The sequence below is a fragment of the Azospirillum sp. UENF 111221 genome (genome assembly GCF_058780625.1).
This window is the reverse complement of sequence record NZ_JBSNCH010000002.1, coordinates 298696-313346: the sequence shown is the minus strand read 5'-3', so window position 1 is coordinate 313346 and position 14651 is coordinate 298696. Positions and strand designations below refer to the sequence as shown.

The 14651-nt window shown below is 69.4% G+C and carries 16 protein-coding genes; 8 read left to right on the top strand and 8 right to left on the bottom strand.

Annotated elements, in window-relative coordinates; genetic code table 11:
- Positions 1-27: 27 nt before the first annotated feature.
- A complete protein-coding gene (gene yddG, locus ACWPN3_RS05990) occupies positions 28-966 on the top strand; it encodes an aromatic amino acid exporter YddG (protein WP_492243968.1) in 939 nt (312 codons plus the stop codon).
- Here yddG and ACWPN3_RS05985 read toward each other — a convergent pair.
- Entirely contained in the window at positions 963-2369 is a 1407-nt protein-coding gene (locus tag ACWPN3_RS05985; protein WP_109096443.1) for a nucleobase:cation symporter-2 family protein, read from the bottom strand. The genes yddG and ACWPN3_RS05985 overlap by 4 nt on opposite strands.
- A gap of 227 nt (positions 2370-2596) precedes the next feature.
- Here ACWPN3_RS05985 and ACWPN3_RS05980 point away from each other — a divergent pair, with 227 nt between their 5' ends.
- Together ACWPN3_RS05980 and ACWPN3_RS05975 are read left to right on the top strand one after the other, a co-directional pair.
- The gene (locus tag ACWPN3_RS05980) at positions 2597-2935 is read left to right on the top strand and encodes an acyl carrier protein (protein ID WP_098736002.1); all 339 of its coding nucleotides are present in this window, start codon (positions 2597-2599) and stop codon (positions 2933-2935) included.
- A 2-nt stretch (positions 2936-2937) separates the two neighbouring features.
- The gene (locus tag ACWPN3_RS05975) at positions 2938-4284 is read left to right on the top strand and encodes a GH1 family beta-glucosidase (protein WP_492243969.1); all 1347 of its coding nucleotides are present in this window, start codon (positions 2938-2940) and stop codon (positions 4282-4284) included.
- On the opposite strand, the gene ACWPN3_RS05970 is transcribed toward ACWPN3_RS05975, so the two are convergent.
- From ACWPN3_RS05970 to ACWPN3_RS05940, 7 genes are all read right to left on the bottom strand, one after another.
- Positions 4281-4880, bottom strand: coding sequence for a HutD/Ves family protein (locus tag ACWPN3_RS05970; RefSeq protein ID WP_492243970.1), 600 nt, complete (start codon positions 4878-4880; stop codon positions 4281-4283). The two genes, ACWPN3_RS05975 and ACWPN3_RS05970, sit on opposite strands and share 4 nt — an antisense overlap.
- Positions 4881-4957: 77 nt before the next feature.
- A complete protein-coding gene (locus ACWPN3_RS05965; RefSeq protein WP_199237515.1) occupies positions 4958-5656 on the bottom strand; it encodes a hypothetical protein in 699 nt (232 codons plus the stop codon).
- A 221-nt stretch (positions 5657-5877) separates the two neighbouring features.
- On the bottom strand, positions 5878-6054 hold the full coding sequence (locus ACWPN3_RS05960; protein ID WP_158285362.1) for a hypothetical protein: 177 nt from the start codon (positions 6052-6054) through the stop codon (positions 5878-5880).
- 295 nt (positions 6055-6349) lie between these two features.
- Positions 6350-7420: a YihY/virulence factor BrkB family protein gene (locus ACWPN3_RS05955; RefSeq protein ID WP_109096440.1), complete on the bottom strand. Its 1071-nt coding sequence runs from the start codon at positions 7418-7420 to the stop codon at positions 6350-6352.
- Positions 7421-7432: 12 nt separating this feature from the next.
- Positions 7433-8260, bottom strand: coding sequence for a DUF3618 domain-containing protein (locus tag ACWPN3_RS05950; RefSeq protein WP_492243971.1), 828 nt, complete (start codon positions 8258-8260; stop codon positions 7433-7435).
- A gap of 98 nt (positions 8261-8358) precedes the next feature.
- Positions 8359-9012, bottom strand: a complete 654-nt coding sequence (locus ACWPN3_RS05945) for a YjbE family putative metal transport protein (protein ID WP_109096438.1) — start codon at positions 9010-9012, stop codon at positions 8359-8361.
- Positions 9013-9211: 199 nt separating this feature from the next.
- Entirely contained in the window at positions 9212-9811 is a 600-nt protein-coding gene (locus ACWPN3_RS05940) for a HupE/UreJ family protein (RefSeq protein WP_492243972.1), read from the bottom strand.
- Between the two features lie 256 nt (positions 9812-10067).
- Between ACWPN3_RS05940 and ACWPN3_RS05935 the strand changes: the two genes are divergently transcribed.
- From ACWPN3_RS05935 to ACWPN3_RS05915, 5 genes are all read left to right on the top strand, one after another.
- Positions 10068-11249, top strand: a complete 1182-nt coding sequence (locus ACWPN3_RS05935; RefSeq protein ID WP_492243973.1) for a nickel-dependent hydrogenase large subunit — start codon at positions 10068-10070, stop codon at positions 11247-11249.
- A gap of 76 nt (positions 11250-11325) precedes the next feature.
- The gene (gene hypB / locus ACWPN3_RS05930; RefSeq protein WP_492243974.1) at positions 11326-12381 is read left to right on the top strand and encodes a hydrogenase nickel incorporation protein HypB; all 1056 of its coding nucleotides are present in this window, start codon (positions 11326-11328) and stop codon (positions 12379-12381) included.
- A 17-nt stretch (positions 12382-12398) separates the two neighbouring features.
- Entirely contained in the window at positions 12399-12644 is a 246-nt protein-coding gene (locus ACWPN3_RS05925; RefSeq protein WP_492243975.1) for a HypC/HybG/HupF family hydrogenase formation chaperone, read from the top strand.
- A 43-nt stretch (positions 12645-12687) separates the two neighbouring features.
- Positions 12688-13734 (top strand): hydrogenase expression/formation protein HypE, encoded by a 1047-nt coding sequence (gene hypE / locus ACWPN3_RS05920; protein ID WP_492243976.1) that lies wholly within the window; start codon positions 12688-12690, stop codon positions 13732-13734.
- A 133-nt stretch (positions 13735-13867) separates the two neighbouring features.
- Positions 13868-14590, top strand: a complete 723-nt coding sequence (locus ACWPN3_RS05915) for a sugar transferase (protein ID WP_247872823.1) — start codon at positions 13868-13870, stop codon at positions 14588-14590.
- The last annotated feature ends 61 nt before the right edge of the window (positions 14591-14651 follow it).

Sequence of the window (14651 nt, the reverse complement as noted above, 5' to 3'; positions counted from 1 at the left end):
CCCAGGGCCAACCGACCGACAGGCATCATGACCGCCTCCAGCACCACCACCCTGCCCGACCGCCGCTCATCCAACCGCGCCACTTTGGTCGGCTTCATCGCCATCCTGCTGTGGGCGACGCTGGCCCCGCTGGCGACGCTGGCCGCCATGGTGCCGCCGTTCCAACTGGTGGCGACCTCCTTCCTGCTGGCCTTCCTGGTCGGCAGCGGCTGGACCGCGTCCCGCGGCGACAATCCCCTGCGCTATTTCCGCCAGCCGGTCGCGGCCTGGGCATTGGGGGTCGGCGGGCTGTTCGGATTCCATTTCCTCTATTTCATGGCCTTGCAGGCGGCCCCGCCGGTGGAGGCCAACCTGATCAACTATCTGTGGCCGCTGCTGATCGTGCTGTTCTCCGCCCTGCTGCCGGGCGAGCGGCTGCGGGTGTGGCATGTCGGCGGCGCCGTCGCCGGGCTGGCGGGTACGGCCCTGCTGATCGCGCGCGGAGGCCCCAGCAGCTCGGTGGGCGGATTTTCCATCGACCCGGCGCATCTGCCGGGCTATGCCGCGGCACTCGGCAGCGCCGTCACCTGGGCCGGCTATTCGGTGCTGCGCCGCCGGCTGGGCCAGATCGGCGAGGCGCCGACCGACGCTGTCAGCGCCTTCTGCCTCGTCACGGCGATCCTGTCGCTGCTCTGCCATCTGGCCCTGGAACGGACGGTGTGGCCGGACAGCGCCGCCGGCTGGGGCGCGATGCTTCTGCTGGGGTTGGGACCGGTGGGTGCGGCCTTCTTCGTCTGGGATTACGGCGTGCGCCATGGCGACATCCGGGCGCTGGGGGCGCTGTCCTATCTGGCGCCCCTGCTGTCGACCCTGCTGCTGGTCCTGTTCGGCCTCGCCCCCAATTCAGGCATCATCTGGGTGTCCTGCGCCCTGATCGCCGGCGGATCGCTGCTCGCCAGCAAGGACCTGCTGCGGGGGAAGGCTTAAGCCTCCACCCCCTGCGCGGCTGCCGCGACGTCGTGGCGGGCGCGGTCGGCGCTCGCCAGCCCGTTGAAGTACCAGTTCAGCGCCACCGCGGTCAGGGTGCCGAGCAGGATGCCGCTGTGCAGAAGCGGCGACAGGAAGGCCGGCATCTGCGAGAAGAACTTGTCGGACACCAGCGGGATCAGCCCGACGCCGACGCTGACCGCCACGACGATCAAATTCTCGCGCCGGCCGGCGAAATCGACCTGCGCCAGGATCTTCACGCCGGTCGCCGCCACCATGCCGAACATCACCAGCCCGGCCCCGCCCAGCACGAAGGCCGGCACCGACGCCACCACATGGGCAAGCTTCGGCAGCAGCCCAAGCAGCAGCAGGATCAGCCCGCCCGCAGCACACACCCAGCGGCTGCGCACGCCGGTCACTCCGACCAGCCCGACATTCTGCGAGAAGGAGGTGTAGGGGAAGGTGTTGAAGACGCCGCCGATCAGCGTGCCCAGCCCGTCGGTGCGCAGGCCGCGGACCAGATCCTCGCGGCTCACCGGGCGGCCGACCATGTCGCCGACGGCCAGGAACATGCCGGTCGACTCGATCATCACCACGATCATCACCAGCGACATGGTCAGGATGGCGACCGGATCGAACACCGGCATGCCGAACTGGAAGGGCTGGACCAACGCCACCCACGGCGCCTCCCCCAGCCCTTTGAAATCGACCATGCCCAGCACCATCGCCAGCACCATCCCGGCCACCAGACCCAGCAGCACCGCGACGTTGCGGACGAATCCGCGGCCATGCTTCATCAGCGCCAGGATCGTCAGCAGCACGAAGGCCGCCACGCCCAGGAAGGCCGGGTCGCCGAATCGCGGATTGCCAACCCCGCCGCCGGCCCAGCCGACACCCACCCGCATCAGCGAGACGCCGATGATGGCGATGACGCTGCCGGTCACCACCGGCGGGAACAGCGGCAGCAGCCGGCCGACCAGTGGGGCGGCCAGGATGGCGAAGATGCCCGACCCGATCACCGCGCCGTAGATGCCCAGCAGCCCGAGCGACGGGTTGGTCGCCATCGCCACCATCGGGCCGACGGCGGCGAAGGTGACGCCCATCATCACCGGCAGCCGGATGCCGAATCGCCAGACCCCCACCGCCTGGATCAGCGTGACCACGCCGCAGGCGAACAGGTCGGCGTTGATCAGCATGGCGATCTGGTCCTTCGGCAGCTTCAGGGCGCCGCCGACGATCAGCGGCACCGCGATGGCCCCCGCATACATCACCAGCACATGCTGCAGACCCAGCGCCAGCAGCCGCCAAGGCGCCAGAACCTCGTCGACGGGATGGACATCGGGGGTGGCGGCGCTTTTCATGGCGGAAGCCTCGCTCTGCAATCGGTCTGCTTCGTTCTGCATGGGGCGTGCCGCCCTGGCGGATGGCGGCTTCCGGCCGTATCCCCGCCCGCCGCTGCACAATGCCTGGGCAAATCCATGGCGCCGCTGCCCGCACAGGTGGCAAAAGCCGCGCGGTTTATTGCCGCGCCCGGCTGGAGACCCCGACGGGGGCTGCGTTATTCTTTAACGATCCGTGCGTACAGTCGCTGCCGCATACCCCTTTCGCGCAACCGAAGCCGAGCGTCGCGATGAGCAAGTCGATCGAGGGTGTATCCAACTGGATGCACATGTTCCGTTGGATCGTGAAGCTGATCCGCGACGAGTATGGGGTCGATGAGGCTCTGCTGACCCGCAATGCGACGCTGGAGACCGACATCCAGCTGTCCATCGACCAGGTCGAGCAGGTGCTGGAATACATCGCCGAGAGCTTCGCCATCCGCTTTCCCGACGGGACGCTGGACGAGCTGGTGAAGCTGGAGGAGCTCTGCCTGCTGGCAAGCTGGATCAAGGGCTATTACAAGCGCCCGGAATTCATCTCCGACGCCTTCGAGGCCCGCTGCCGCAGCATCAACCAGATCGCAGCCTGACGATGACCGACCGGACCTCCCCAACTCCGCCCACCCTGTACCCGCCGGGCTTCGTCTGGGGCGTTTCCACCTCCGCCTACCAGATCGAAGGAGCCGCTGCCGAGGAGGGGCGTGGCGCCAGCATTTGGGACGTGCGCTGCCGCACCCAGGGCGGGGTGGTGAACGGCGACACCGGCGATGTCGCCTGCGACCACTATCACCGCATGCCGGAGGATGTGGCCCTGATGAAGGGGCTGGGCGTCGACGCCTACCGCTTCTCCATCTCCTGGCCGCGGGTGATGCCGCGCGGCAAGGGGGCGGTGAACGGGGCGGGGCTGGACTTCTACGACCGGCTGATCGACCGGCTTCTGGAGTCGGGCATCGAGCCCTGGCTGTGCCTCTATCACTGGGATTTGCCGCAGGCCTTGCAGGATCTGGGCGGCTGGTCGTCGCGCGACTGCGCCGGCTGGTACGCCGACTACGCGGCACTCTGCGCCCGGCGCTACGGCGACCGGGTGAAGCGCTGGATCACCTTCAACGAATTCTCGGTCTTCACCCTGTTCGGCTATGCGATTCCCTGGGCGGCGCCGGGAATCGTCGACCGGACACAGCATCTGCGCGCCATCCACCATGTCAACCTCGCCCATGGCGCCGGGGTGGACGTGCTGCGCGACATGGTGCCGGGCGCCTCCATCGGCGCCATCCACAACCGGCAGGTCGTGATCCCGGAAACCGACACGCCGGAGAACCGCGCCGCCGCGGCATTGCTGGACGAGCATTGGAATCTGGCCTTCTGCGACCCGCAAATCCTGGGCCACTACCCGCCGCAGACCGCCGCCGCCATCGAGCCCCATGTCCGGCCCGGCGACATGGCGCGCATCGCCCGGCCGGTGGACTGGTTCGGGCTGAACCATTACGGCCCGATCTTCGCCAAGGCCGATCCGGCCCGCACCTGGGGCTATGGCTGGGGCGACGCGCCGGCCGACCAGCCGACCCACGGCGTCGGCTGGGCCATCTTCCCCGACGCCTTCCGGGACGAGCTGCTGACCATCCAGCGCCGCTACCGCCTGCCCATCGTGGTGACGGAGAACGGCTGCGGCGGCAGCGACACCGTCAGCCCGGACGGGGCCGTGCATGACCCGCACCGCATCAATTACCTGACCATCTACAACGCGGCGATGCGCGACGCGATGGCCCAGGGTGCCGACGTACGCGGCTATTTCGTCTGGTCGCTGCTGGACAATTTCGAGTGGGGCAGCGGCTACGGCCAACGCTTCGGCATCGTCCACGTCGATTTCCAGACCCTGGCCCGCACATGCAAGGACTCGGCGCGCTGGTATGCGGAGCTGATCCGGGCGGCGAAGTCCTAACGGCGCCACACCTCGGCACAGACGCCCTCCGCCCCGTCCGGCGCCTCCACCAGCGCCGCCGCGCCAAGCAGGAGCAGGCTGTGGCCGGCGGGAACCGTCAGCGCCTCCCCGTCCTCGGGCGTTACCGTCAGCATGCCGGCAAGGGCGTGGACCAGAATCACATCGGCTTCGGCCCGGTGCACATTGGCCCTTTGCGCGGCGGAGCCGGACAGCAGGGTCAACATGCCGGCCGCAGACGCCCGGTCGAGCATCAGGTTGACGTCGCGGATCGGACCGGCGGTCGGCTCGCACCACACCGGGGCCTCGCCGGGAAAGGCGAAGGCGGGGTCCAGGCGGCGGCGCTCGACCGGCGGGGCGCCATCGACCGACAGGCGCATGCCGTCGCCTTCCACCACGGCGATCAGACGATCATAACCGGAAAAGGCGGAAAAGGGACCGGGTTCGACCACGTCGGCGATGCTGACGCGCCAGACGAAACGGCCATCGGGGCGGCCATCGGCGGCCGCTTCCATCGCCAGCTCGGTGGTGACGCCGCCACCGTTCTTCCAGGGAACGCGGCGATGGTCGGCGGGGCTCAGGCGCGTGATGGACGGCAAAATCTTGGCTCCGGAACGGATCGGCTCCGCTCCGTCATAGCACAGTTCCGTCATGGCGCAGGGCCCAACGCCCAGCGTCACACGAACAGGCTGAAGCTGCCCATCAGTTTCTGGGTGCCGGTCTGTCCGGTGGGGATGGAGTTCATGCTGCTGATGGCCTGGTTCAGCCCGTCGAGCGTCGCCTGCTGCCCGGTGGTGAGCGACTGCCCGGTGTCACCCTTGGCCGGCTGCTTGGCGACCGTGTCGTAATCCTGGCTGTAATTCCCCATGACCAGCTGCATGGCGTAATTCTTCGGGTCCTTGTCCGACTGGCCCTTTTCGCGGCTCACGCGCAGGGTGTAGTCGCCCTTGTCGACCGTCAGGTTGCCGGCCTGCAACTGCTTGAAGGCCTTGTAATCGTCGCCGGCCTTCGGATCGCTGTCGGCCACCACGCGGCCGAGCCTGTTCATCACCTGGACGCGCAGGCCGTCGTCGCCGACCTGCCCCATGGTCATCTCGCCCTTCTGGACGACCTTGAACTTGTAGAAATCGACCTTGTCGTTCGGCGCCAGGGTGCTGGCGACGTTCAGGCGGGTGGTGTTCTTGGCAAGCACGCCGATGTCGGTGGCGCCAGCCGTGGTGGTCTGCGCCGACTTCTTGACCGTCTTGGAGTATTCCTTGACGTCGCCGACAGCCTGATTGCTCTGCGACTTCTTGATGGCCTCCACCGCGTTGTTGATCGACGCGTTGAGGCTGGAGACCATAGAGTTGACGCCTGAGAGAGCATCATCCGCCATGATTCGTCATCCTTCTTCCGATCCGACCATCGCGCCCATCCCGACACGGACGTCGGCGAGGACCTGCCAACAAGAGTGCGGCCGGCTGAGCCGCCACCCGGGCACGTCTGCCCAAAGGGAGTATACGACAACAGCCGGCCGAACATAGGTAGGATTCGTGATTTTTTGGTCGAAAGCTGGGATGCGGACCCTGCACGCCACGGTCGGCGGCCCGATCCGCATCAGGATCGCGGCTTTTCTCCGTTTGCCGTATGCGGCTCGGCCAGGGTGGCGGCCGCAGCGCCGATCAGGTTGGCCGGCGGCAGGACCGACTCGGAAGCGGCCGGGCCGGCGGCTTCGTCGGCGAGATGGCAATGGGGCGGCTGGGTGGGACCGGTGACGACATCGAAATCGAACATGACAACCTCTCTCGGCTTGTGATGAAGCCGCCCGGGTCGCCCGTGTTCGGATTTTTCAGGATGTGCAGCCCATCGAGGGCCGGGGATCACAAACACGAAAGCCGCCGCGGGTCGGTCCGGGCGGCTTCGGGAGTGAGCGACAGATGCGCGTTCCTAGGCCGCCGAACGAAACCAGCGGCCAAAATATCGGGAGCGTCCACAGGACGCGATGGCGAGCATCTGTTGCATAGCGGCGACCATAGCGCGCGGCCGCCGGCTTGCCAAGAGAGATTTGGCCAAGGGAACGCGTCCGCGGCTAGCTCGCCTTGCGCTCCCCCACCGTGTCGGCGACATAGGCGTCGCGCTGGCCCAGCGGCCGGGCCGGACGGCCGTCGCGGTCGGTGGTGTCGCGGGCGGTCTGGTGCTCGATCTCCGCGTTCAGCTCCGCCCCCAGCAGCACGACGTAGGATGTCAGGTTGAACCACAGCAGCAGGACCACAACGGCGCCGACCGAACCGTAGGTCTCGTTGTAGCTGCCGAAGTTCGACACATAGATGGAGAAACCGAGCGAGCCCAGCAGCCAGACGACCGTCGCCATCGCCGAACCCCAGCTGACCCAGCGCCATTTCGGCTCCCGCCGGTCGGGGGCGTAGCGGTAGAAGACGGCCAGCGCCAGCATGATCGTCACCGCCAGGATCGGCCAGCGTGCAAGGCTGGCGATCCAGCCGATGGGCGTGTCCTGTAGCCCGATGATGTTGATGGCGGCGGGGACGGCGATGATCATCGCCATGGCGAGGATGACGAACAGCAGCCCGGCCACCGTCAGCCCCATCGACAGCGCCGCCAGCATGAGGAAACCGCGCGTCTCCTTCTCGCCGTAGGCGATGTTCAGCGCCGACACCATCGAGTTGGTCCCGCGCGAGGCGCTCCACAGCGTCAGCATCAGGCCGAAGATCAGGCCGAAGCCCAGCCCCTGCGACGGTGCGGTCGCCACCTTGCGCGCCTGGTCGCTGACGATGCTGAGGGCTTCGGGCGGCAGCAGGCTGCCCAGCTGGTTCAGCTGGCTCTCGATCGTCGACGGGTCGGCGACGAGGCCATAGATCGACACCAGCGCCGCGATGGCCGGGAAGATGGCGAGCAGGGCGTAATAGGCGACGCCGGCGGCCAGCATCGACACATTGTCCTTGCTCTGCTCGTCCCACACCCGCAGCAGGATGTCCTTCCAGCCTTTCTTGGGAATCTCCGACGGGCTGTCCGCCGACCGGCCCCGGCCGTCGCCGGCATTGGCCCCGTCATTGGCGCCATGCCCGCCGCCATGCTGCCCACCGTGTTGCCGGTTCACCCGGTTGCGGTGCTCGTAATAATGTCGGCGGCTCAGCCCCAGCATCCTCCGCCCTCCTCAGGCCACGGCTTCGCGGAGCGCGCCGACCCGGTGCCGCGCCGTTTCCAGGGCGTGGAACTGGGCGCCGATTGCGACCTGGAGATGGTCGTCCGGCGCATCGCGCAGGGCGTCGCGGAACAGGGCCAGCGTGCCGTCGAGCCCGCCTTCCAGCCGGGCCAGCAGGTCGCCGCGGGCAGCCGGTCCGCCGGCCCCGGCGATCACGCTGCGGGCGCTGGCCTCAGCCAGCCCGTGCATCGGCGACCAGACGCGCCCACCGTCGCCGGCGGTCTCGATCCAGCCGCCGCCCTGCCGCAGTTCGGCATCGAGCGCCACGGCGCTGCGGTCGAGCTGGTCGGCCAGTTCCTGCAGGCGGCCGGACAGCGACGGGTCGGCGATGGTCATGTCGGCGCGGCGGAAGGCCTCGGCCCCGTCGCGGCAGGCGCCGGTCAGGTCGGTCAGCAGATGCCGGCTGCGCGGGTCGAGCTGCCGGCCATTGGGGGCGTAATCGTCGAATTCAGTGGTGGAGTCCGGCGTGCGGGCGACCGCCACGGCGAGCCAGAGGGCGCCGACGCCCATCAGCGCCACCGGAATCGGGTTGGCGCGCACGGCGCGGGCGATGCGGCCGGACAGTCCGTCGCCGCCGCCCTGGATCACGTCGCGCACCACCTGCACCACACCGCCGGACATCTGGCCGGGCGACAGGCGGAACTCGATCTCGTCGATCACAGAATCCATGCGGGCGCGGATCGACTGGATCTCGTGCTCGATCTCTTCCGGGCGGCGGCCCTGGGGCGCTGTCGTGTCGGGAGGAGCGGCGGACGGAATGGCGTCGTTCTGATGGGTCATGCCGGGCGTCTCCTGTGGGGGCTGCCGGCTTGCAACACCATCGAAGGCCGATTGTTCCGGTCCCGCCCGCCTCGCCCCCTGCGGGTCAACCCATAAGGTCAGCCGATAATCTGGGCGAAGGCCATCACCTCGATGCTGCCCTGCCAGATCATGCGGACGGCGACATAGACGATGACCAGCAGGCCCAGATAGGCGATCCAGTGGAAGCGGTTCAGCAGCCGCGCGATCACGCTGGCCGCCGCCCCCATCAGCGCCACCGACAGCAGAAGGCCGATGGCCAGCACCCAAAGATGCTCGCGCGCCGCACCTGCCACCGCCAGCACATTGTCGAGCGACATCGACACGTCGGCGACGATCACCTCCCAGACGGCGGTGCGCACCGACTTGCCGCCGCCGGCCGGGGCTGCGGTCCCGCCGTCGCCGGCTTCATCGCCGTCGGCGACCAGCGCCGCAGCCTGGGCCTCCTCGCGCTGGCTGCGCAGTTCGCGGAACAGCTTCCAGCACACCCACAGCAGCAGCAGACCGCCGGCCAGCGTCAGGCCGATGATGTCCATCACCTTCGTCGCCGCTAGCGCGAAGCCGATGCGCAGCACCACCGCGGCGGCGATGCCCCAGAAGATCACGCGGGCCCGCTTTTCCCGCGCCACCCCGGCGGCGGCCATGCCGACGACGATGGCGTTGTCCCCGGCCAGCACGAGGTCGATGAAGACCACCTGGCCAAGCGCGATCAGTTCGGGAATCAGCGAGTCCACGGGCGGTCCGTCGATTGTCGGTGGAGGGGAGGTGGGCGGGGACGATCCGCCCTATAGCGCGTGAACGCGCAGCGGCGCAACGCCGTCACCCGGCCGGGGTAGAAAATGTCGCGGGGCCCACAACGCCGAAGGGCCGGACGGTTTCCCGCCCGGCCCTTCCATCATCGATTGGCCATCTTGGGCGAACCGGTGGCGGCGCTCAGGCCAAGGCCACCAGGGCCACGCCACCGAGGCCGATGGCGGCACCCAGCCCGCGCAGGGCCAGCGCGGCCGTGCCGCCGCGGACGACGCCGCGCAGCGACAGGGCGGCGCCGACACCGGCGCCATGCAGGAGCGCGGTGGCCAGCGCGAAGCCCAGGCCGTAGAGCAGCGGCTGCGCCGCCTCCGGCATCTCGGCGCCATGGGCATGGCCGTGGAACAGGGCGAAGGCGGAGACCACGACCAGCGAGACCGGCAGCGACAGGCGCGACTGCGCGGCGATCAGGGCGCCTAGCGCGATCACCGACCCGGCGATCCCCAGCTCCACCGCCGGCAGCCCGATGCCGGTCATGCCCAGCAGGCCGCCGCCGATCATGGCGGTGACGAAGGCCGTCGGCAGCGCCCACAAGGCGGCACCGCCGCGCTGCGCCGCCCACAGCCCGACCGCCACCATTGCCAGCAGATGGTCCCAGCCGCCCACCGGATGCAGGAAGCCGTGGGCGAAACCGGCGTCATGGGCGCCGAAGGTGTGGGCGTCGGCGACCGCGGGCAGCACCAGCCCGGCCAGCAGGACGGCCGAGGCGAGAGGGAAACGTTTCATGGACCAGCATCCTCTGATGTCGTGTCGCGCCCATCGGATCATGCCGTCCCGGCTTTCCCGCCCGACGCAGGGGAAACCGGACGGTGTGGCGCGGTTGGGGCAAAGTGTAGCAGAAAGTGCCGGCCCGGCCATGGCCGAGACAGCGCTCCCACCTCGCCGGATTCTACGTATTTTGACGCAGGTCAATGAGTTGCACCCCCGATCCGTCAGGATGCGATCCGTTAACCCCCGGCAGATGCCGCCCCAGGAACCTTCGATGTCCACCCCCACGCTTCCCGGAGAAGGTTCGGTGTCCGTCCGGCTGTGGCTGGACAACGGTCGGGAGGGCATGACCATCCGCCGGGCCGAGGTCGCCACCCGCCGCCCGCGCGCCGTCGCCGCCCTGGTCGGCCGCAGGGCGGAGGAGGCGGCGCGGCTGGCGCCCCTGCTGTTCAGCCTGTGCGGCAGCGCCCAGGGGCTGGCCGTCGCCCGCGCCTGCGAGGCGGCGCTGGGACAAGACGCAAGCGCCCATGACGCGGCGCGCGGCCTGCTGGCCGATGCGGAGGCGCTGGACAGCCATGGCTGGCAGGCGGTGGTCGAATGGCCGGCGCGCCTGGGCGTACCGCCGCGGCCGGCGGCCCTGCGCGAGCTTCGGAGCGCGGCGTCCGCCGTCCTGCCGGCGCTCTATCCGGCCAAGGATGGGCTGCGCCCCGGCGGCGGCATGCTGCGGCCGGACGTGGCGGCTCTGCGCGACGCGCTGGACCGGGTGGCCGGCTGGCTGGAGGCGACGGTCTTCGCCGGACCGCCACCGCGGGATGCCGACGAGCTGGCCGATTGGGCGGCGCGCGGCGGCACGGACGCGGCACGGCTGGCCGCCCGGCTGCTGTCGCCGAATCTGGCCGGCTGGGGCGCCTGCGGCGTGCCGCTGCTCGGCGAACGGTCGCCCGGCTGGTTCGCGGCGGCGCTGGCCGGCGATCCGGGTTTCGCCACCACCCCCCGCCGCAACGGTGCCCCGGCCCTGACCGGCCCGCTGGAACGGCAGGCCGACCACCTGCTGGTCGCCTCGGTGACGGAGCGCTTCGGCGACGGGCTGGCCCGGCTGTTCGCGGCGCGGCTCGCCGATCTGGCGGAATTGCCGCGGCGGATGGAAAAGACCATAGCCGCGCTTCGGCCGGCCGATCCGGCCGCCACCGGCTCCTGCGGTCCGGGCGAGGGCTGCGGCGTGGCGGAGACCGCGCGCGGGCGGCTGGCACACTGGCTGCGGTTGGACGGGGACGGCCGCCTGGCCGATGCTCGCATGGTGGCGCCGACCGACTGGAATTTCGCCGCCGACGGCCCGCTGGCGCGCGGCCTCGCCGGAGCGGCGGTGCGCGACCGTGACGATGCGGTGGAGCGTGTGCGGCTGCTGGTCGCGATGCTGGATCCCTGCGTCGCCTGCGGCATAGACGTACACGAATGACGAGCGCTTGCCGAAGCCCGCAGGCAAGTCGATGATGGGCGGGCGTCTTGCGGATGGAAGAGTGGGAGAGGGCGTGATGTGCACGGTTTGCGGATGCGGCGAAGGCGAAACCCGGATCGACGGCAAGGCCGCCGATGCCGATCATGAGCACATCGGCCCCGACGGAAAGGTCTACCGCCACCGCCACGGCGACGCGCATCCCCATGCCCACCATCACCATGACGACACCCACGAGCATGTCGCCCCCGACGGCACGGTGTTCCGCCACAGCCATAACGATCATGGGCATGAGCACGGGCACGACCATGGGCATCACCACGACCATGGCCACGATCATGACCATGGCCACCATCATCACGCCGCCCATGACCATGCCCATGACCGGCACCGCCCCGACCGGCCGGACGCCATCGACGGCGGCGCGGCGCTGAACCAGCCGCGGCTGATCACCATCGAACGCGACATCCTGGCGAAGAACGACGGGCTAGCCGCCGTCAATCGCCGCCGCTTCGCCGAGCGCGGCGTGTTCGTGCTGAACCTGATGTCCAGCCCCGGCTCGGGCAAGACGACCCTGCTGACCCGCAGCCTGACCGATCTGAAGGGCCGGTTCCCCGTCGCGGTGATCGAGGGCGACCAGCAGACCAGCTTCGACGCCGACCGCATCCGCGCCACCGGCACTCCGGCGGTGCAGGTCAACACCGGCAAGGGCTGCCACCTCGACGCCTCGATGGTGGCGCAGGCTGCCGACAAGCTGGCGGCCGACGGCCAGTTCGCCGAGGATGGCGTGCTGTTCGTCGAGAATGTCGGCAATCTGGTCTGCCCCGCCGGCTTCGACCTGGGCGAGACCCACCGCGTCGTCGTGCTGTCGGTGACGGAGGGCGAGGACAAGCCTTTGAAATACCCGGACATGTTCGTCCGCGCCGACCTGCTGGTCGTCAACAAGATCGACCTGCTGCCCCATCTGACCTTCGATGTGGAGAGGATGATCGGCTATGCCCAGCGCCTCAACCCGTCGCTGGCGGTGATCCAGCTGTCGGCCACCACCGGCCAAGGGCTGGAGGACTGGTACGACTGGATCGCCGACGGGCTGGCCGAGGCCCGCGCGTCCCATACCGCCACCGCAGCCGTCTGACCGGGGGGATCGCCGCCATGTGCCTTGCCGTCCCAGCATTGGTCACCGCCCTGTTGCCCGACGACCGCGCCACCGTCAGCCTGGGCGGCGTCACCTCCACCTGCTCGCTGGAGCTGGTGGAGGGTGTCGCCGTCGGCGACTACGTGATCGTCCATGTCGGCTACGCCCTGTCCCGCCTGGACGCGGAGGAAGCCGAGCGAACGCTCGCTCTGTTGACCGAAGTCGCCCAGGTCGAAACTGAAGCCGCCGAAGCCTCGGCCTGACGCCCTGCCCTCCACACACCCGCCGACCACCCGGACCCCCGCCATGACCGACCGCCGCCTCTTCACCCGCAAGCTCGACATCGCCCGCGGAGCGGTGGACATGACCCACGGGTCGGGCGGCAAGGCGATGGCGCAGCTGGTGCGCGAGCTGTTCGCCGCCGCCTTCGCCAACCCGTATCTCGACCAGGGCAACGACCAGGCCGCCTTCGACGTGCCAGGCGGGCGCATGGTGATGACGACCGACGGCTTCGTCGTCTCGCCGCTGTTCTTTCCCGGCGGCGACATCGGCTCGCTGGCCGTCCATGGGACGGTCAACGACGTCGCCATGGCGGGTGCCGTGCCGCTGCACCTGACCGCCGGCTTCATCATAGAGGAGGGCTTCCCGCTCGCCGACCTGAAGCGGGTGGTCGACAGCATGGCCGCCGCCGCGCGCGAGGCCGGGGTCGCCATCGTGTCGGGCGACACCAAGGTGGTGGAGCGCGGCAAGGGCGACGGCCTCTTCATCACCACCACCGGCATCGGCATGGTGCCGCCCGGCGTCTCCCCCTCCGGTGACCGGGCGCGGCCCGGCGACGTCATCCTGGTCAGCGGCACCATGGGCGACCATGGCGTCGCCATCATGTCGACCCGCGACAATCTCGGCTTCGAGACGGCGATCCTGTCCGACAGCGCCGCGCTGAACGGGCTGGTCGCGGCGATGGTGGCGGCGGTGCCCGACCTGCATGTGCTGCGCGACCCGACCCGCGGCGGGCTGGCGACGACGCTGAACGAGATCGCCCACCAGTCCGGCGTCGGCATGCGGCTGCGCGAATCCGACATCCCGGTGCGGGCGCAGGTGACGGCGGCCTGCGAATTGTTGGGACTCGACCCGCTTTACGCCGCCAACGAGGGTAAGCTGATCGCGATCTGTGCCGAGGAGGAGTGCGACCGCCTGCTCTCCGTCATGCGCGATCACCCGCTGGGACGGGACGCCGCCTGCATCGGACGGGTGGTGGAAGACTCCCACCGCTTCGTTCAGATGGAGACCCGTTTCGGCGGCCGCCGGATCGTGGATTGGCTGACCGGAGAACAGCTTCCCCGTATCTGCTGATACGTACCGGCGGGCTAACCCGCTGTTTCCAAACAATCGGTCCCATTGGCGGGACCCCTTTCGCGCGCTGGCCGTTGCCTCTCTCGGATGGTCCTATGCTCTGACCAGAGACGTTCAGCGACGAGAGATTACAATGGCGTTGTCCAACATCGCTCTTTTGGGCGCTCCCCGTCTGGACCCCGGCCGGATGGCCGGGACCCGGTCGGCGATGCAGGCGATGGACCGGCTTCCCGGTTGCCCTCCCCTGCACCGGCACCGCATCAAGCGCGCCTTCGACATCGTCGGCGCGCTGGGGCTGCTTGCCGTTTTCGGACCGCTGATGCTGGTGTTGGCCTGGATGGTGGCGCGCGACGGCGGACCGGCGGTGTTCGGCCACCGGCGCGTCGGTGCCGACGGGCGTTCCTTCACCTGCCTGAAGTTCCGCTCCATGGTGGTCAATTCGGCCGAGGTGCTGGAACGGCTGCTCGCCACCGACGAGGAGGCGCGCGCCGAATGGCTGGCGACGCGCAAGCTGCGCAACGACCCGCGCATCACCCCGGTCGGCCGTTTCCTGCGCAAATCGAGCCTGGACGAGCTGCCGCAGCTGGTCAACGTGCTGCGCGGCGACATGAGCCTGGTCGGCCCCCGCCCGATCATCGACGACGAGGTGTCCTACTATCACGCCTGCTTCCCCTTCTACACCCGCTGCCGCCCCGGCCTGACCGGGCTGTGGCAGGTCAGCGGCCGCAGCGACGTCGATTACGTGCGCCGCGTCCAACTCGACACCGCCTATGTCGTCGGCTGGAACTTCTGGGCCGACATCGGCATCATGCTGCGCACCGTGCGCGTCGTGGTGAAGGGCAGCGGCGCCTACTGAGCGCCTCTCCCCAGGTCCTTTAGCGTCCCCACTCTCCGAAAGCACTCGTCCGTTCGCGCCG